The 21,362-nt window shown below is 65.4% G+C and carries 2 protein-coding genes; both read left to right on the forward strand.

All coding sequences use genetic code 11. The features are described from left to right. Window positions 1–34: 34 nt before the first annotated feature. The gene (locus tag BLU24_RS13310) at window positions 35–13,030 is read left to right on the forward strand and encodes a non-ribosomal peptide synthetase (protein ID WP_093100917.1); all 12,996 of its coding nucleotides are present in this window, start codon (window positions 35–37) and stop codon (window positions 13,028–13,030) included. Beyond that, window positions 13,027–21,327 (forward strand): non-ribosomal peptide synthetase, encoded by an 8,301-nt coding sequence (locus BLU24_RS13315; protein WP_093100919.1) that lies wholly within the window; start codon window positions 13,027–13,029, stop codon window positions 21,325–21,327. The genes BLU24_RS13310 and BLU24_RS13315 overlap by 4 nt, the downstream gene beginning before the upstream one ends. Window positions 21,328–21,362: the final 35 nt, after the last annotated feature.

Raw genomic sequence — 21,362 nt, forward strand, 5'->3', positions numbered from 1 at the left:
CAGCTTTTTTCCAGTCTTTACAGCAGGTTATCTCATGCATTTCAGCGAACTGATGGCAGTTATTTCGACCCATGCGATCCGCCTTCAACAGGAAGATGAAGACCTGGTCATCCTGGGCGGTGACGACGCGCTGGACGATGAGCTGTGGGACGGCCTCGCCGCCCACAAGACGCAGTTGCTGGAGCTGGTCGCCCGGCACAACGGTGACTGGTTGAGCCCGGCGTACCGTGTCACTCCGGACATGCTGCCGCTGGTGACGCTCGATCAGGCCAGCCTCGACCGCATCGTCGCCGGCGTGCCGGGCGGTGCGGCCAATCTGCAGGACATCTATCCCCTGGCGCCTCTGCAGGAGGGCATGCTCTATCTGCATTTATCGGCAGCGGCGGGCGACCCCTACGTCTCGCAGGCGCGCTTCGCCTTTGCCAGTCGCGAGCGCCTGCAAGCCTTCGCCGACGCGCTGCAATGGATGATCGGCCGTCATGACATTCTGCGCACGGCGTTTGTCTGGGACCGCTTGGACGAACCGCTGCAAGTGGTCCAGCGGCAGGCGACATTGCATTGCCAGGAATTCGAATTGAACACCCGCGGCGACGTGCTCGACCAACTGCTGCAGCGCCACGACCCGCAGCATTTCCGTCTCGATGTGCAGCAGGCGCCGCTGCTGAGCCTGGTGTTTGCTGACGATCCGGCCAATGGCCGTGTGGTTGCCTTGTTGCTTTTTCACCACTTGATCATGGATCACCTGGCGCTGGACGTGATCCGCCGCGAAGCGCAAGCCTTTCTGCTCGGGCACAGCGCGCAAGTGGCGGCGCCGGTGCCGTATCGCGATCATTTGGCGCGGGCGCGACTGGCCGCGAACGAGTCGGCCCACGAGGCGTTCTTCCGGGAAATGCTCGCCGATATCGACGAGCCGACACTGCCGTGCGGATTGCGTGACGTGCAGGGTGACGGGCACTCGATCGAAGAAGCCTCGCTGATGCTCGACGCCGCCCTGAGCCGGCAATTGCGCGAGCAGGCGCGGCAACTCGGGGTGAGCGTGGCCAGTGTCATGCACCTGGCGCTGGCGCGGGTGCTCGGCGAGTTGTCCGGGCGTACGGCGGTGGTGTTCGGCACCGTGCTGCTTGGGCGGATGGCGGCCGGCGAGGGCGGTGAACATGCGCTGGGGATGTTCATCAATACCTTGCCGCTGCGGGTGGATGTCGGCGCCGATGACGTGCGCGCCGGCGTGTTGCTGACCCACCGCCGGCTGACCGCGCTGCTCGGCCATGAGCAAGCCTCACTGGCGCTGGCCCAGCGCTGCAGCGCCGTGGCGGTGCCGACGCCACTGTTCAGCGCGATCCTCAATTACCGGCACAGCAGCGTCGATGAAGTGGCCGAAGTCATCGACATCGCCCCGGGCGTGCAGGTGCTGGGCGCTCGCGAACGCACCAACTATCCATTGACCGTCAACATCGATGATCTGGGCGAAGACCTGCGTATCACCGCGCTGGCCGAGGCCAGCCTGGGGGCGCAACGCATCGCCGCTTATCTGCAGACTACGCTGCAAGGCCTGGTCGATGCGTTGCAGGCCAGCGCGCCGACACCGCTGCACAGCATTCGCATTTTGCCGGCGGCCGAGCGCGAACAGCTGTTGCACGGCGCCAATACAAAGCGCGCGCATTTCCCTGACACGCCATTGATCCACCAGCAGTTCGAAGCTCACGCCCAGTCCCGCCCGCACGCCACGGCGTTGCTGTTCGAGGAGCAGACCCTCAGCTACGACGACGTCAATCGCCGTGCCAACCAGGTCGCTCATCACCTGCTGGCGCTGGGTATCCGCCCCGACGACCGTGTCGCGATCTGCGTCGAGCGTGGCCCGCAAATGATCATCGGCCTGCTCGGCGTGCTCAAGGCCGGCGCGGCTTATGTGCCGATCGACCCGGCGTATCCGCAGGAGCGCATCCACTTCACCCTGCAGGACAGCGCCCCGGCGGCGCTGCTGCTGCAAGCCGCGACACGGGATCGAGTCGGCACACTGCAAGTGCCGCTGATCGATCTCGACAGCCAGTCGCTGCGCGCCGAACCCGAAAGCAATCCGCTGGTGGCCGGGTTGAGCCCGGCGCATCTGGCGTACGTGATCTACACCTCCGGCTCCACCGGTTTGCCCAAGGGCGTCATGGTCGAACATCGCAACGTGGCGCGGCTGTTTGCGGCGACTGTGCAGTGGTTTCACTTCAATGAGCGTGACGTATGGGCGTTGTTCCACTCGTTCGCCTTCGACTTTTCGGTGTGGGAAATCTGGGGCGCGCTGGCGTTCGGCGGGCAACTGCTGCTGGTGGCGCAAACCATCAGTCGGGCGCCGGACGAGTGCTATGCGTTGCTGTGCCGCAGCGGCGTTACTGTGCTCAACCAGACGCCGAGCGCGTTCCGCCAGTTGATCGCCGCACAGGGACGCAGTGTGCTGCAGCATTCGTTGCGCGAAGTGATTTTCGGCGGCGAAGCACTGGAACCGGGGCTGCTCAAACCGTGGTTTGCCCGGGTCGGCAATGCCGGCACGCGCCTGGTGAACATGTACGGCATCACCGAAACCACTGTGCACGTGACCTATCGGCCATTGCAGGCTGCCGATGCGCAGCGGGTCGGGGTCAGCCCGATTGGCGGGCCGATTGCCGACCTGCAACTGTACCTGCTCGACCCACAAGGTGAACCGGTACCGGTCGGTGTAACCGGCGAGTTGTACGTGGGGGGCGCGGGGGTGGCACGCGGTTACCTCAACCGTCCAGAGCTGACCGCCGAGCGCTTCATTCGCGACCCGTTCAGCCACGCTGCCGACGCGCGCCTGTACAAAACCGGTGACCTGGCGCGCTGGGCCGCCGACGGCAGTCTGGACTACCTGGGACGCAACGATGATCAAGTGAAGATCCGCGGTTTTCGCATCGAACTCGGCGAGATTCAGGCACGCCTGTCGGCCTGCGCCGGTGTCCGCGACGCGGTGGTGATTGCCCGCGAAGACAGCCCCGGCGACCCGCGCCTGGTCGCGTACTGGACCGCTGATGGCGGCGAAGAACCGAGCGTGGCGCAACTGCGTGAAACGCTGCTCGGCGCGCTGGCGGATTACATGGTGCCGAGTGCGTTCGTGCGTCTCGAGGCCTTGCCGCTGACCGCCAACGGCAAACTCGACCGCAAGGCCTTACCGGCGCCGGACAGTGATGCGTTTGCGCGAGGCGAATTCGAGCCGCCGAAGGGCGCGGTGGAAAGCCTGATTGCCGAGATCTGGCAAAGCGTGCTCGGCGTCGAACAGGTCGGGCGGCATGACAACTTTTTCGAGCTGGGCGGGCATTCGCTGCTGGCGGTCAGGCTGATCGAACGCATGCGTCAGCACGACTTGCACTGCGATGTGCGGGTGCTGTTCGGGCAGCCGAGCGTGGCGGCGTTGGCGGCCAGTCTCGGCGCGACGCAGGTGCACGCGGCAACGGCCAATCGCATCGAACCCGGCTGCACGGCGATTACCCCGGAGCATTTGCCGTTGGCCGATCTCGATCAGGCCGGCATCGACACGGTGCTGGCCAGCGTGCCCGGCGGCGTCGCCAATGTTCAGGACATCTATGCACTGGCGCCGCTGCAAGCGGGGATTCTCTATCACCACCTCGCCACCCACAGCGGCGATCCCTACGTGTTGCAGGCGCAGTTCGCCTTCGATGGCCTGGCGCAGATCAAAGATTTCGTGCGTGCCTTGAACAGCGTGATCGCCCGCCATGACATCCTGCGGACCAGTGTGGTCTGGGAAGGTCTGGAGGAACCGGTGCAAGTAGTGTGGCGCGAGGCGCCCCTGCATCTTCAGCGAATCGATGCCGACGAGCTCACCGGCGATGTGCTGGAGCAGATGCAGGCACGTTTCGATCCGCGGCACTATCGCCTCGATCTCAAGCACGCGCCGCTGCTGCGGTTCGCCTACACCGAAGACCGCGCCGGGCAGCGCTGGGTCGGCATCCTGCTGATGCATCACATCGTCCTCGACCACACCGCGCTGGAGGTGCTGGTGGCGGAAATGAGCGACCTGCTGCAAGGGCGCACGAACAATCTGCCGCCAGCGGTGCAATACCGCAATTACGTGGCTCAGGCCCGTGCGGGCGTCGATGACCAAGCGCACGCAGATTTTTTCCGCGACATGCTGGGCGACATCAGCGAACCGACGCTGGCGTTCGGTGTGCAGGATGTGCTCGGTGACGGCAGTGCCAGCGTCGACAGCCAGTTACCCCTCGACGCAGGTCTTGGCCGGCGCTTGCGCGAGTTGTCCCGGCATCTGGGGATCAGCATTGCCAGCCTCGTGCATCAGGCCTGGGCGCAAGTGCTGGCGCAGGTTTCCGGCCAGCAGGACGTGGTGTTCGGCACCGTGCTGCTGGGGCGCATGCAGGGCGGCGCGGGCGCGGATCGCGCGTTGGGCATGTTCATCAACACCTTGCCGTTGCGCGTTACGGTTGCCGCTGACTCGGTGCAGGACAGCGTGCTCACGACCCATCAACGCCTGGCGCAGTTGCTCGGGCATGAGCAGGCTTCACTGGCCTTGGCCCAGCGCTGCAGCGCTGTCGCGGCGACCTCGCCGTTGTTCAGCACGCTGCTCAATTACCGCCACAGTCCGGCGGACACGGCCGCGGTGAAATGGGATGGCATCGAGATTCTCTGCTCGCGCGAACGCAGCAATTATCCGCTGGTGGTCAGCGTCGATGACCTCGGTGACGGTTTCCTCTTGAATGTGCAGGCTGTGCCTGAAGTGGACGGCGCGCGGGTGTGCGATTACTTGCAGACCGCGTTGCACAGTCTGGTGAATGCACTCGAACACTCGCCGCAGCTGCCCGTGCAGCAGTTGTCGATTGTCTCGCCGGGCGAACGCCAGCAGGTGTTGTTCGGCTTCAACGCCACCGCGCGGCCGTTCCCGCCAGCGCAGACGGTGCAGCGTCTGGTCGAAGCGCAAGCACTGGCCAATCCCCAGGCGTGGGCGGCGGTGCAGGGCGAATGGCGTCTGAGTTATGCCGAGCTGAATCAGCGCGCCAACCGCCTGGCCCACCACCTGATCGGTCTCGGCGTACAGCCGGATGACCGTGTCGCGGTGTGCCTGCGCCGCAGTCCGCAGATGCTCGTGGCGCTGCTGGCGATTCTCAAGGCCGGCGCGGCTTATGTGCCGGTCGATCCGGCTCACCCGAGCGAGCGCATCGCCTATCTGTTGCAGGACTGCGAGCCGCTGGCGGTACTCGCCGAGACCGCAACCTGCGGCTTGCTCGGCACGGTGCCGCTGATCGATCTGGACAGCGACGGCTGGGCGCATTTGTCCGACGCCAACCCGCAATTGCCGGCGCTGACCCCGGCGCACCTCGCCTATGTCATCTACACCTCCGGTTCCACCGGCCAGCCAAAAGGCGTGATGGTCGAACACCGTACGTTGGAAAATCTGGTGCACTGGCATGCTGCAGCGTTCGATCTGCATGCTGGCAGCCACACGGCGAGCGTTGCCGGGTTCGGGTTTGACGCCATGGCCTGGGAGGTCTGGCCGGCCTTGTGCGTGGGCGCGACCCTGCACCTGCCACCGGCCTCGATCGGCAATCAACACCTGGATGAGCTGCTCGAGTGGTGGCAGGCGCAGCCGTTGCAGGTGAGCTTTCTGCCGACGCCGGTCGCCGAATATGCGTTCAGCCGCGAGCTAGGCCACCCGACCCTGCGCACGCTGTTGATCGGCGGCGACAAGCTGCGGCAGTTGCCGCGTGATCAAACCTTCGAGGTGATCAACAACTACGGACCGACCGAAGCCACGGTGGTGGCAACGTCGGGTCGCATCGAGTCCGGGCAGGTGTTGCACATTGGTCAACCGATCGCCAATGGCAAAGTCTATCTGCTCGACAGTCAGCAACAACCGGTGCCCGTCGGTGTTCTGGGCGAACTGTATGTTGGCGGCGCCGGCGTCGCGCGCGGTTACCTGAATCGCCCGGCATTGACCGCCGAGATGTTCCTCGACGACCCGTTCAGCGATGAACCCAACGGGCGCATGTACCGCACCGGCGACCTCACGCGCTGGCGCGCCGACGGCACGCTTGAGTACCTGGGACGCAATGACGATCAGGTCAAACTGCGCGGCGTGCGCATCGAGCCGGGGGAAATCGAAGCCGCGCTGCGCGCGCATAGCGACGTGCAAGACGCGGTGGTGCTGGTGCGTGACGGACGCTTGCTGACCTGGTTCAGCGAACGCAGCGCAGTAGATATTGCCGAGTTGCGTCGGCACTTGCAGAGCCGATTGCCGGAGGCGCTGATTCCTGCCGCTTATGTGCGCGTCGAGGCGATGCCGCTGACCGCCAACGGCAAGCTTGACCGCAAAGCCTTGCCGGAGCCGGATCACAGCGCCTGGCTCAGCCATGAATACGCCGCGCCGCACGGTCCGCTGGAACAGGCGCTGGCGCAGGTCTGGAGCGATCTGCTCAAGGTCGAGCAGGTCGGCCGTCACGACAATTTCTTTGAGCTTGGCGGGCATTCGCTGCTTGCCGTGAGCCTGATCGAACGTCTGCGCCAGCTCGGGCTGAGTGCCGATGTTCGCGTGCTGTTCAGCCAGCCGACCCTCGCCGCACTGGCGGCTGCGCTGGGCAGCGGTCGCGAAGTCGAGGTGCCGGCCAATCGCATTGCCGCCGACTGCCGCCACATCAGCGCCGACATGTTGAGCCTCAGCGAACTGGATCAGGCCAGTGTCGAACGCATCGTCGCCACGGTGCCGGGCGGCGCGGCCAACGTGCAGGATATCTATCCGCTGGCGCCGTTGCAGGAAGGCATTCTTTATCACCACCTCAGCGCCGGCCAGGGCGATCCGTATCTGCTGCAATCGAGTCTGGCGTTTGCCGACATCGACCGCCTGTACGCCTTCGTCCACGCCCTGCAAGGCGTCATCGAGCGCCACGACATTCTGCGCACCAGCGTGGTCTGGGAAGGGCTGCCGAGTCCGCAACAAGTGGTCTGGCGGCGCGCGCCATTAGCGGTCGATGGCGTGGCGCTGGACGCGGCAGAGGGTGACGTGCTCGCCCAGTTGCAAGCGCGTTTCGCTGCCCGCCAATGGCGCCTCGATCTCGGCCAGGCGCCGCTGATGCGCCTGGTGTATGCCGCCGATCCCGTGCACAAACGCGTCGTCGCCATGCTGCTGTTCCATCACATCGCCCTCGATCACACCGCGCTGGCGGTGGTGCGTCAGGAAATGCAGGCCAGTCTGCTCGGTGCCATTGAGCCGCTGCCAGCCGCCGCGCCATACCGAAATTACGTGGCGCAGGCTCGCCACGGCGTCAGCGAGCAGGAACACGAAACGTTCTTTTCAGAGATGCTCGGCGACATCGACGAGCCGACCTTGCCGTTCGGTCTGCGCGAAGTGAAAGGTGAGGGCGACGACATCGAGGCGTTTGTCAGCGGATTGCCAGTGGAGTTGAGCCAGCGCTTGCGAGCGCAGGCGCGCCGCTTCGGGGTCAGCGCCGCCAGTTTGTTCCATCTCGCCTGGGCGCAGGTGCTGGCGGTCACGGCCGGGCAGCCGAACGTAGTGTTCGGCACGGTGTTGCTCGGTCGACTGCAGGGTGGTGCGGGCGCTGATCGTGCGCTGGGCATGTTCATCAATACCTTGCCGTTGCGCGTCGATGTCGCCGAGGCCGGCATCGGTGTGGCGCTGCGCGGTGTGCACCAGCGGCTGGCTGCGCTGCTCGGTCATGAACACGCGTCACTGGCACTCGCCCAGCGTTGCAGTGCGGTGGCTGCGCCGTCGCCGCTGTTCAGCTCGGTGCTCAATTATCGCCACAGCGCGGCGGGTCATTGCGACGATGCAGCGTGGCAGGGGATCGAATTTCTCGCTCACGATGGGCGCAGTCATTACCCACTGACGCTGAGCATCAACGATCTTGGCGAGGGCTTCGATCTGTCGGTGCTGACGCCCGCCGAAGTCGGCGCGCAACGGGTCTGCGACTTGATGCACAGCACGCTGGCGGCGCTGGTGTCAGCGCTGGAGCAAAATCCCGAACAGGCGCTGAATCGCCTGGCGATCCTGCCGCCGTCAGAGCGCGAGCGAGTACTCAGCCAGTTCAACGCCAGCGCCAGGGCATTCCCGCCTGCGCAAACCGTGCACCGCCTCTTCGAAGCGCAGGCCTTGCTCAATCCGCAGGCGGTGGCGGTGCAAGCGGGTGAGCAACAGCTGACCTACGCGCAGCTCAATCAACAGGCCAATCGCCTCGCGCATTATCTGATCGAGTTGGGCGTGCGGCCCGACGCGCGCGTGGCGGTTGCCACCCGGCGCGGCCCGCACATGTTGCTGGCGATGCTGGCGGTGCTCAAGGCCGGCGCAGCCTACGTGCCGATCGACCCGGCGCATCCGGCCGAGCGCATCGCGTACCTGCTGGCCGACAGCGCACCGCTGGCGTTGCTGGTATCCGGTGTGGGCCCGTGGCCAGCAGAACCGCATCGAAGAAATGCGGGCGCGGTGAACGTGCCGGTGATCGATCTTGGCGACGAGCGCTGGCAGCACTTGCCCGAGCAAAATCCGCAAGTGGCCGGTTTGACTCCGAACCATCTGGCCTATGTGATTTACACCTCCGGCTCCACCGGCCAGCCAAAAGGCGTGATGGTCGAACACCAGAGCCTGGAAAACCTCGTGCACTGGCACGCGCAAGCGTTCGACCTGCACGCCGGCAGCCATACGGCGAGCGTTGCCGGGTTCGGGTTTGATGCCATGGCCTGGGAGGTCTGGCCGACCTTGTGTGTCGGCGCGACCCTGCACTTGCCGCCGGCGTCGATCGGCAATGAACACCTTGAAGAATTGCTCGAATGGTGGCGGGCGCAGCCCTTGCAGGTGAGCTTCCTGCCGACGCCGGTGGCCGAATATGCGTTCAGCCGCGAGTTGGGCCATCCGACCTTGCGCACCCTGTTGATCGGCGGCGATAAACTCAGGCAGTTCCCGCGTGATCAGACCTTCGAGGTGATCAACAACTACGGACCGACCGAAGCCACGGTGGTGGCGACCTCGGGTCGCATCGAGGCGGGGCAGGCGTTGCACATCGGTCGACCCATCGCCAATGCCAGGGTGTATGTCCTCGATGGGCAACAGAAACCTTCGCCGGTGGGCGGCAAAGGCGAGTTGTACGTCGCCGGCGCAGGCGTGGCCAGGGGTTATCTGAACCGCGATGAATTGACCGCCGAGCGCTTTCTTGCTGACCCGTTCAGCACTGAACCAGACGCGCGCATGTATCGCACCGGCGACCTTGTGCGCTGGCGTGCCGACGGCACGCTGGAGTATCTGGGCCGCAATGACGATCAGGTCAAACTGCGTGGCGTGCGGGTGGAACTTGGCGAAATCGAAGCCGCGCTGGCCAGTCATCCGGCGCTGCAGGACGCCGTGGCGCAGGTGCGCGACGGGCAGTTGCTGGCGTGGTTCACCGCGCGCGGCGCCGTGGCTATCGACGACTTGCGCCAGCACCTGCAGACGCGCTTGCCGCAAGCCTTGCTGCCGGCCGCCTACGTGCGTCTCGACGCGTTGCCGTTGACCACCAATGGCAAACTCGACCGCAAGGCCTTGCCGGAACCGGATCAAAGCGCCTGGCTCAGCCGTGAGTATCAGGCGCCGCAAGGCCCGGTGGAAACCGCGCTGGCGCAGATCTGGCGCGAAGTGCTCAAGGTCGAACAAGTCGGCCGGCACGACAACTTCTTCGAACTGGGCGGGCACTCGTTGCTGGCGATCAGCGTCATCGAACGCATGCGCCAGATCGATCTGAGCACCGACGTGCGCGTGCTGTTCAGCCAGCCGACCCTGGCGGCGCTGGCGGCGGCGGTCGGTAGCGGCCGCGAGATCGAGGTGCCGGCCAACGGCATCGCGGCGGACTGCACTTACATCACGCCGAGCATGCTCAGCCTGCTCGAACTGGACCAGGCCAGCATCGAACGCATCGTCGCCACGGTGCCGGGCGGCGCGGCCAACGTGCAGGATATTTACCCGCTGGCGCCATTGCAGGAAGGCATTCTTTATCACCACATAACGGCCGGGCAACACGACCCGTACGTGCTGCATTCGCGGCTGATGTTCGCCAGTGTCGAGCGGGTCGAAGCCTTTGCCAGCGCGTTGCGTCAGGTCATGGCGCGCCACGACATCCTGCGTACTTCGATCGTCTGGCAGGGCTTGGCTGCGCCGGTGCAGGTGGTGTGGCGCGAGGCGCAGTTGCCAGTGGAGGAGGTCGCGTTCGCGCAACTGTCGACGCGCGCGCTGGATCTCGCCCAGGCGCCGCTGATCCGCTTGTTGCATGCGCGCGATCCGAGCACCGGGCTAGTGGCCGGCCTGCTGTTGTTCCATCACATCGCCCTCGATCACACGGCGCTTGAAGTGGTGCGCGAAGAAATGCAGATCAGCCTCGCTGGCGAACAGCGCTCGCTGCCGCCGGCGGTGCCGTACCGCAATTACGTGGCACAGGCGCGGCTGGGCGTCAGTGAGACGGAGCACGAAGAGTTCTTCCGCGACATGCTCGGAGATGTCGATGAGCCGACGCTGCCGTTCGGCTTGCAGGACGTCAACGCCGCGGCGGGGACTTGCGAGGAAGCCGCGCTGGCACTGCCCGATGCCCTGGCACAGCGCCTGCGCCGCCAGGCACGACAGCTGGGCATCAGCGTCGCCAGCGTGTTTCATCTGGCGTGGGCGCAGGTGCTGGGCGCCACTTCCGGGCAGGAGCGGGTGGTGTTCGGCACGGTGCTGATGGGTCGCATGCAGGGCGGGGCAGGGGCGGATCGCGGACTGGGGATGTTCATCAATACCCTGCCGCTGCGCGTCGATCTCGGCGCGCAACCGGTGCGCGCCGCGCTGGCGGCCACCCATGGGCGGCTCACCGGCCTGCTGGCGCATGAGCATGCCTCGCTGGCTCTGGCCCAGCGTTGCAGCCGAATCGCTGCACCGGCGCCGTTGTTCAGTGCGATGCTCAACTATCGGCATGGCAGCGCGACGCTTGCGCAGGCGCATCCGGCGTGGCACGGCATCGAAACCCTGCACAGCGAGGAGCGCACCAATTATCCGCTGAGCCTCAACGTCGACGATCTCGGCACCGCTTTCAGGCTCACCGCGATCACCTCGGCCGAGGTCGGTGCGTTGCGCATCTGTAACTACATGGAGACGGCGTTGCAGACACTGATCGAGGCGTTGGAGCAGACGCCGCAGCAACCGATCGAGCAGTTGTCGGTGTTGCCGCAGGCCGAGCGTCAGCGCTTGCTGTTCGACTTCAACGCGACGGCGGTCGATTACGACTTGCAGCAAACCCTGCACGGGCTGTTCGAAGCGCAAGTGTTGCGCACGCCGCAGGCCGTCGCGGTGCAAATCGACGATCAATGCCTGAGTTTCCAACAGCTCAACGAGCGCGCCAACCGCCTCGCCCATCACCTGATCGGGCTCGGCGTGCAGGCGGATTCGCGGGTGGCGATCTGCGTCGAGCGCAGTCTCGCCATGGTCGTTGGCCTGCTGGCAATCCTCAAGGCGGGTGGCGCGTATGTGCCGCTGGACCCGGACTACCCGGCCGAACGCATCGCCTGCATGCTTGCCGACAGTGCGCCGGTGGCGCTGCTGGTGCAGGGCAGCACGGCCTCGCAGGCTGGCGCACTGGCGGTGCCGGTGATCAATCTGGACGAGGACATCTGGCGCGACATGCCGGCGGACAACCCGCCACGCGAGCGCCTGACGTCGGCGCATCTGGCCTACGTGATCTATACCTCCGGCTCTACCGGTCAGCCCAAGGGTGTGGCCAACGAGCACGGTGCGGTGGTCAACCGTTTGCTGTGGATGCAGGACGCCTATGCGTTGACGGCGGCGGATACCGTGTTGCAGAAAACCCCGTTCAGTTTTGACGTGTCGGTGTGGGAGTTCTTCTGGCCGCTGATGACCGGCGCGCGCCTGTTGCTGGCCCGCCCTGGCGGGCACAAGGAGCCGGCGTACCTGAGCGCGCTGATCGATCGCGAACAGGTCAGCACCGTGCATTTTGTGCCATCGATGCTCGACGTGTTTCTCGCCCACGGCCAGACCGAGCGCTGTGCCGGCTTGCGCCAGGTGATGTGCAGTGGGGAGGCGTTGCCCGGCAGTCTGGTGCGGCGTTTCAAACAGCAGTTGCCGGCCAGCCAGTTGCACAACCTGTACGGCCCGACCGAAGCGGCGGTGGACGTCACCGCGTGGCATTGCGCCGGGCCGGTGCACGACACGCCGGACAATACGCCGATCGGCAAACCGATCGCCAATACGCGGATGTACATCCTCGACGCGCAGCAACAACCGGTGCCGCAAGGTGTGGTCGGCGAGCTGTACATCGGTGGCGTACAGGTCGCGCGCGGCTACCTCAATCGCGCCGAACTGAGTGCCGAACGCTTCCTGCGTGACCCGTTCGGCCCGCAGGCGCAAGCGCGCATGTATCGCACCGGTGATATCGCTCGTTATCGTGCCGACGGCAATATCGAATACCTGGGCCGCAACGACGATCAAGTGAAGATTCGCGGCCTGCGCATCGAACTGGGGGAAATCCAGGCGGGCCTGACCCGCATCGACGGCGTGCAGGAAGCGGCGGTGCTGGCCCGCGAAGACGTGCCGGGGGACAAGCGCCTGGTGGCGTATTACACCGGTGCGCGGCTGGACATCGACATCCTTCGCGCCGCATTACTGCACGGCTTGCCGGGCTACATGGTGCCGGCCACCTACATCCATCTCGACCGTCTGCCGCTGAGCCCCAACGGCAAACTCGACCGCAAGGCGCTGCCCGCGCCGAATCAGGATTCGCTGGTCAGCCGGCCGTACGAGGCACCCATCGGCGAGGTGGAAATCACCCTGGCGCGGCTGTGGGGCGAATTGCTCAATGTCGAACGGGTCGGCCGTCACGACCACTTTTTCGAGCTGGGCGGGCACTCGCTGCTGGCGGTGAGTCTGGTCGGCCGGCTGCAACAGGAAGGCATAGAGGCTGACGTGCGGGCGTTGTTCGAGCACCCGACACTGGCCGGTTACGCAGCAATCACGGAAAGAATGGAGATCGTCCTGTGAGCCTGAATCCCTTGTTGGCAACCCTTAAAGCCCGCGACATCCAATTGACGGTCACAAACGACCAGTTGCGCGTCAATGGCAACAAGCAGGCGCTTGGAGATCCGACACTGCTGGCGTCGTTGCGCGAGCACAAGGCGGCGCTGATCGAACTGATCAAGGCCGGCGGGTACTCCGCCGCCCGCGTCGGTCAGGTCGAGGTGCCGGCCAATGGTATTGCGCCCGGTTGCACCCGGATCACCCCGGCGATGCTGACCCTGACGCAACTGAGCCAGGACGCTATCGATCAACTGCTCGAAGGCATTCCCGGCGGGGCGGCGAACGTGCAGGACATCTATCCGCTGACACCGTTGCAAGAAGGCATTCTCTATCATCACGTCAGCGCGCAGCACGGTGATCCCTATGTCATGCAGGCGCATTTCGCCTTCAGCGGCGCGGAGCGTTTGCAGGCATTCGTCGACGCCTTGCAAACGGTCATTAATCGCCACGACATTCTGCGCACTGCGGTGGTCTGGGAAGGCCTCGACACGCCGCTGCAAGTGGTCCTGCGCGATGCCCGCCTGCCGCTGGAAGAAGTGCTGCTGGAGGCTGAGGGCGGCGATGCGCTGAGCCAACTGCACGAACGCTTCGACGCTCGCCAGTTCCGCCTCGACGTGACGCGCGCGCCGCTGTTGCGCCTGGCGCATGCCTGGGACGCGCGCGAACAGCGCATCGTCGCGATGCTGCTGTTCCATCACATGGCGATGGACCACTCGGCACTGGCGGTGGTCAGCGAGGAATTGCAGGCCTGCCTGTGCGGACAGGCCGCGCGGCTGGGCGCGCCTGTGCCGTTTCGCAATTACGTGGCGCAGGCGCGCCTGGGCATCAGCGAGGCGCAACACGAAGGGTTTTTCCGCGAGATGCTCGCCGACATCGACCAACCGACCTTGCCCTATGGCCTGCAAGGTGTGCACGGCGATGGCAGCGATATTGTCGAATTCAGCCAGGCGCTCGACCCGCCACTTGAGCGCCGCTTGCGCGCACAGGCGCGGCGCCAGGGCGTCAGCGTCGCGAGCTTGTTCCACCTCGGTTGGGGCCAGGTGCTGAGTGCCCTGACCGGGCAGGCGAGCGTGGTTTTCGGCACCGTGCTGATGGGGCGCATGCACAACGCCGAAGGCACCGAACGTGCACTGGGCATCTTCATCAACACCTTGCCGCTGCGAGTCGACATCACCACGCTGGCCGTCGCTGAAGCGATCAAGGCCACTCACGCGCGGCTGACCACCCTGATGCGCCACGAACATGCGCCGTTGGCATTGGCGCAGCGATGCAGTGGCGTGGTCGCCTCATCGCCGTTGTTCAGCACGCTGCTCAACTATCGCCACAGCGCTTCCGGCGCCAACGCCAGCGCCGAAGCACTCGCCGCCTGGGAGGGCATCAGTGTGCTGCGCTCGGAAGAACGCACCAATTATCCGCTGACCCTGAGCATTGACGACTTCGGCGAGCGCTTCAGCCTGACCTTGCTGGCCACTCGCGCCGTCGACGGTCAGCGTCTGTGCGCCTATCTGTTGTGTGCGATCGAGCAATTGCTGTCGGCACTCGAACAGGCGCCGCAAACGCCGCTGAATCGGTTGTCGGTGCTGTCGGCGGAGGAGCGCGAGCAACTGTTGCACGGGTTCAATGCCAGCCAGGTCGATTACCCGCCAGCGCAGCCTGTTCATCAGCGGTTCGAAGCGCAGGTGCTGGCGCGTCCGGATGCGCTGGCCGCGGTGCACATGGGCGAGTCGCTGACCTTTGCCGAGCTGAACCACAAGGCCAATGCGCTGGCCCACCAGTTGCTCGATCTGGGCGTGCAGCCTGATGACCGTGTCGCCATCGTCGCCCGCCGCGGTCTGCAAGCGCTGACCGGTTTGCTGGCGATCCTCAAGGCCGGCGCCGCTTACGTGCCGGTCGATCCGGCGCACCCGGCCGAACGCCTGCTGCATTTGCTGCGCGACAGTGCGCCGGTGGCGGTGCTGACCAGCGCCGATCTGCGTGAACGCCTGCCGAGGCTGGCGATCCCGATGCTCAATCTCGACCCGCGCACCTGGCCGCTGGGCATCACCCGTAACCCGCACCTGCCGAATCTGCAGGTGAGCCATCTGGCCTACGTGATCTACACCTCCGGCTCGACCGGTTTGCCCAAGGGCGTGATGGTCGAGCATGGCACGCTGTCGAACCTGGTCGATTGGCACTGTTCGGCCTTCGACCTGTGTGCCGGCCGTCACACCTCGAGCCTCGCGGGATTCGGCTTCGACGCCATGGCGTGGGAGATCTGGCCGGCGCTGTGCGCGGGCGCCACGCTACACATCGCCCCGGCGCATGACGGCAGTGAAGACATCGACACGTTGCTCGACTGGTGGCGCGCGCAGCCGCTGGACGTGAGTTTCCTGCCCACGCCTGTGGCCGAATACGCCTTTAGCCAACACCTGGAACACCCGACGTTGCGCACGCTGCTGATCGGCGGCGACCGCTTGCGCCAGTTCTCGCGCAACCAGCGTTTCGACGTGATCAACAATTACGGCCCGACCGAAACCACAGTGGTCGCGACCTCCGGGCGCATCGACAGCGATGACGCCTTGCACATCGGCAAACCGGTGAGCAATGCCACGGTGTATCTGCTCGATGAGCACCAGCACCCGGTGCCGATTGGCGCGGTCGGCGAGCTGTACATTGGCGGCCGAGGTGTGGCGAGGGGTTACTTGAACCAGCCGCAGCTGACGGCCGAACGCTTCCTGCGCGATCCGTTCAGCAATACCGCGCAGGCGCGCATGTACCGCTCCGGCGACCTCGCGCGCTGGCGGAGAGACGGCACGCTTGAGTACCTGGGACGCAATGACGACCAGGTGAAAATTCGCGGCGTGCGCATCGAACCGGGCGAGATCGAGAATCGCCTCAATCAGTTGCCGGGGATTCAGGAGGCGGTCGTGCTGGCGCGCGAAGATCAGCCGGGACAGCCGCGCCTGGTGGCGTATTTCACCGAGCAGGCGCAGGTGCAGGCATTGGCCGTTGGGGAATTGCGCGCGTTGTTGCTGACGCAGTTGCCGGAATACATGGTGCCGTCTGCCTTCGTCAAACTCGACGGATTACCGCTGACCGCCAACGGCAAACTCGACCGCAAGGCCTTGCCCAAGCCTGAGCGCTCGGCCGTGTTCACCCGTGAATACGCCGCACCGCAAGGGGAAGTGGAAATCGCCCTGGCCGACATCTGGGCCGATGTGCTGCAGGTCGAGCGGGTAGGGCGCGAAGACCATTTCTTCGAGCTGGGCGGGCATTCGCTGCTGGCGATGCGCATGGTTGCGCAGGTGCGCCAGCGACTCGGCGTCGAGCTGGTGCTCAGCGATCTGTTTGCCAACGCCGAGCTGGCAGCGGTGGCGCAGGTATTGACCGAAGCCGGGCGCTGCACGCAACCGCCGATCCTGCCGGCATCGCGTGAAACGGCGCTGCCGTTGTCGTTTTCGCAGCAGCGCTTCTGGTTTCTGGCGCAGATGGAGGGCGCCAACACTGCTTACAACATCCCAATCGCCCTGCGCTTGCGCGGTGCCCTGGACGACGATGCCCTGCAACGCGCGCTGGCCCGTATCGTCGCCCGCCACGAGACGTTGCGCAGTCGCTTCGCACCGCTCGCTGGCGACGCTCAGGTGTTGATTGCGCCGGTCGACAGCGGCCTGCTGTTGCGGGTCGAGGATCTGCGCCAGCACCCTCAGGCGGACGAGGCGTTGCAGGCGCTGATTCAGGGCGAGGCTTCGGGGCCGTTCGATCTGCTTGACGACCCGCTGATTCGCGGGCGTCTGGTGCGTCTGGCCGATGATCATCATGTGCTGCTGCTGACGCTGCACCACATCATCTCCGACGGTTGGTCGATGGGCGTGCTGACCCGCGAACTGATGGCGCTGTACCGGGCCTTCAGTCAGGGCGAAGACGATCCGTTGCCGGCGCTGACCCTGCAATACGGTGACTACGCGGTGTGGCAGCGGCGCTGGTTGAGCGGCGAGGTGTTGCAGCGCCAAAGCGAATATTGGCAACGCACCCTGCGTGACGTGCCGGCCTTGCTGACCTTGCCGACGGATCGGCCGCGCCCGGCGCAGCAGGACTACGCCGGCAGCAGCATTGCGCTACAACTGGACGAGCGTCTGAGCGCCGGGCTCAAGGCCTTGAGTCAGCGCCACGGGGTGACGTTGTACATGACCTTGCTCAGTGCCTGGGCGTTGCTGCTCGGGCGTTTGGCCGGGCAGACCGACGTGGTCATCGGTTCGCCGGTGGCCAACCGCAATCGGGCCGAAGTCGAGGGCATGATCGGCCTGTTCGTCAACACTCTGGCCCTGCGTATCGACACCGCGGGCGAGCTGACCGGCGAAGCGCTGCTGGCGCGGGTCAAGACCCTGACCTTGCAGGCTCAGGCGCATCAGGATCTGCCGTTCGAGCAAGTGGTGGAGCTGACCCGGCCGGTGCGCAGCCTGGCGCACAGTCCGCTGTTCCAGACCATGTTCAACTGGCGCAACAGCGACGGCCCGGCACTGGCCCTGGGTGAGCTGACCCTGGAAGCCGTGGCCGAGCCGAGCCACTTTGCCAAGTTCGATCTGACTTTGACCCTCGGCGACACCGGCGCGGGCATTGGCGGCTGGCTGGAATACGCCACGGCGCTGTTCGATGAAACCACGGTGCAGCGTTTTGCCGGTTACCTGCAGCAACTGCTACAGGCCATGGTCAGCAACGATCAGGCGCTGCTTGCCCAGGTGCCATTGATAACGGACGAAGAACGCCAGTGCTTGCTGGTGGATTTCAATGACACCGCACGGGAATACCCGCACGACCACACCGTGCAGCATCTGTTCGAAGCATTGGCCGTGCAACAACCCGACGCCGTCGCAGCGCTGCACGGCCAGCAGACGCTGAGCTATGCCGAGTTGAACCGCCGGGCCAATCGGCTGGCGCATCATCTGCGCAGCGACGGAGTAAAACCTGGCGACGCGGTGGCGATCCTGTTGCCGCGCTCGCTGGACCTGCTGATCGCGCAACTGGCGGTCGGCAAGTGCGCGGCGGCGTGGGTGCCGCTGGATATTCACGCCCCAAGCGAGCGCCAGGCGTTCATGCTCGAGGATTGCCAGGCCGCCGCGCTGCTGACGCACAGCACCACCCCGCTGACCTTTGCCGCACGGCGCATCGATCTTGATCGGCTGCCGCTCGAGGCTCAGCCCAGCCATAACCCGGATCTGCCGCAGTCGGCCGAGTCGCTGGCGTACATCATGTACACCTCGGGCTCCACCGGCATGCCGAAAGGCGTCATGGTCCCGCACCGGGCGATCACGCGGCTGGTGATCAATAACGGCTACGCCGATTTCAATCGCCAGGATTGCGTTGCGTTTGCCTCCAATCCGGCGTTCGATGCCAGCACCATGGACGTTTGGGGCGCGCTGCTCAACGGCGCGCGGGTGGCGATCATCGATCACGCGACGTTGCTCGACCCGCACGCGTTCGGCGCCGAACTCAAGCGCAGCGGCGCGAGCATCCTGTTCGTCACCACCGCACTGTTCAACCAGTATGTGCAGCTGATTCCCGACGCCCTGAAGGGCTTGCGCATCCTGCTCTGCGGCGGCGAGCGCGGCGATCCGGCGGCGTTTCGCACGTTGCGCGCCGAGGCGCCGGATGTGCGTCTGGTGCATTGCTATGGCCCGACGGAAACCACCACTTACGCCACCACGTTTGCCGTGCAGAATGTCGCCGATGAGGCCGACAGCGTGTCGATCGGCGGGCCGATCTCCAACACCCAGGTCTATGTGCTCGACGCCTTCCAGCAACCGGTACCGTTCGGCGTGACCGGTGAGTTGTACATCGGCGGGCAGGGCGTTGCCCTGGGCTACCTGAATCGGCCCGAGCTGACCGCAGAGAAATTTCTCCCGGACCCGTTCAGCGGCAGGCCCGACGCGGTGATGTACCGCACCGGCGATCTGGTGCGCTGGCTGGCGCCGGGGCAGCTTGAGTGCATCGGTCGCAATGACGATCAGGTGAAAATCCGCGGCTTCCGCATTGAGCTGGGCGAGATCGAAAACCGTCTGCTCAGCTGTCCCGGGGTCAGGGAAGCCGTGGTACTGGCGCGGCGTGACGGCGCGCAAACCACCCGTCTGGTGGCCTATTTCAGCGCTGACGATGCCGAACTGCACAGCGCCACCTTGCGCGCGTTGTTGCAGGCACGCTTACCGGAATACATGGTGCCTTCGGCGTGGGTGCGGCTGGAGAATCTGCCGCTGAACAATAATGGCAAGGTCGATCGCAAGGCCTTGCCGGAGCCGACCCAGGAGGCTTTGCTCAACCGCGTGTACGAGGCGCCGGGTAACGCGCTGGAAATCCGTCTCGCCGGATTGTGGAGCGAAATCCTCCAGGTTGACCGGGTCGGTCGTCACGACAATTTCTTCGAACTGGGCGGGCATTCGTTGCTGGCGGTGCGGCTGGTCAGTCAGATGCAGCAGGCCGGTCTGCCGATGACCCTCGCCGAGTTGTTCCAGCAGCCGAGCATTGAGGCGATGGCTGCGCTGCTCGCTGAGCGTGACGGGATCAGCGAGGCGGAGCCGGGGCTCATCGTGGTCCGCGCGGGCAGTCAAGGTACGCCGCTGTTTCTGGTGCATGAATTCAGCGGCCGCGATGTGTATTTCCCGGCGCTGGGCCGACACATCGACGGTGATTTCCCGATCTACGGTCTGCCCGGTATCGAGTTCGGCCAGGCGCAATTGCGCACCCTCGAATGCCTGGCGACACGCATGGCCGGGATCATTCGCGACAGACAACCTCACGGGCCTTATCGATTGGCTGGCTGGTCGTTCGGCGGTGTACTGGCTTACGAAGTCGCGCAGCAATTGCTGGGGCAGGACGAAGTGGTCGAATTCATCGGCCTGATCGACAGCTACGTGCCGCGTCTGGCCGATCCGCACAAGGCGCGCTGGAACGATGCCCACGTGCACAAGCGGCAGTTGCTCCTGCATTGCACCGCGCACTGGCTGGGCCTTGGCGAGGATGGTCAGCGTGGATTGACGGCGCTGGCCGCGTTGCAAACCGAGCTGGACGCACTGACGTTCGCCGACCTGCTGGAGCGCTGCCAGCAGCAGCAATTGCTCCATCCGGAGCTGGCAGCAGCCTCGGCAGCCGATACCTGGCATTACCTTGATCGCGAAGTTGCCCACGGGCATGCGCTGGCGCATTACCGGGTCAGTCCGCTGCCGGTGCCGCTGCATGTGTTTCGCGCACAGCAACGTTCAGCGGCGATGGCGCAGCTCAGCCCGACCCTCGGCTGGGCCGAAGAATTGCCCAATGCCGAGTTGCGTTGCATCGACGTGCCCGGCGATCACCAGAACATGATGAAAGCCCCGCATATTCAAGCGCTGGGTCAGGCGCTCAGCCAGGCACTGGTGCAAGCAAAGGCGCCGACATTGCCGGTCTATCAACCGCTGGTGACCATCCAGACTGGCGACAGTGCAAGGGCGCCGATCTTCTGCGTGCCGGGGGCCGGCGACAGTGTTACCGGCTTCATTCATCTGACCGAAGCCCTCGGTCCCGAGTGGCCGGTGCATGGTCTGCAACCGCGCGGGCTGGAAGGCGACGCGGTGCCGCACAGTCAGGTCGAGGCGGCGGCGCGCTGTTACCGGCGGGCGATCGAGCAGCTCTATCCGCAGGGCCCCGTGCACCTGATCGGACACTCCTTCGGTGGCTGGGTGGCGCACGCTCTGGCCGCGCAATTACAGGCCGACGGGCGCGAAGTGGCGTCGCTGACGCTGATCGACAGTGAGTCACCCGGCGGCAACGGCGTCGTTGGCAAACCCTACACCGCAACCGCGGCGTTACAGCGGCTGATCGAGGCGCTGCAACTGTCGGCCGGCGCCTCACTGGGCATCGATGCCGAGGTGTTCGCCGCAGCCGATGACGCCACGCAACTACGTCTGCTGCACGAGGGCATGGTGCGTGCGGGCGTGCTGTCGGCGCGATCTGCGCCGCAGTCTTTGCTCGGCTCGACGCGCACGTTCGCCAGTGCGTTGCGCACGGTGTATCAACCGCGTCAGCGCTACAGCGGCCCGGTGCGGTTGGCGCTGGTGGACGATCCGACGCTCGATGCGGCGGGCAATCAGCGCGAGCAAGCGGCGATGGTTGAAGGCTGGCGCCGCGAGGTCGCGGATCTGACGGTGTGGTCCGGGCCGGGCAACCATTTCACCTTGCTCAAGGCGCCCAACGTGTTCAGTTTCGCCGCGTGGTGGCACGAGGGTCACAAGCAACCGGCCAAGGCAATGTTCTCCTGATCGATGTGTACGTCTTGCAGCCCGGTCGCTGGCCG

It is taken from the genome of Pseudomonas sp. Z003-0.4C(8344-21), assembly GCF_900104975.1.
GTDB lineage: Bacteria > Pseudomonadota > Gammaproteobacteria > Pseudomonadales > Pseudomonadaceae > Aquipseudomonas > Aquipseudomonas granadensis.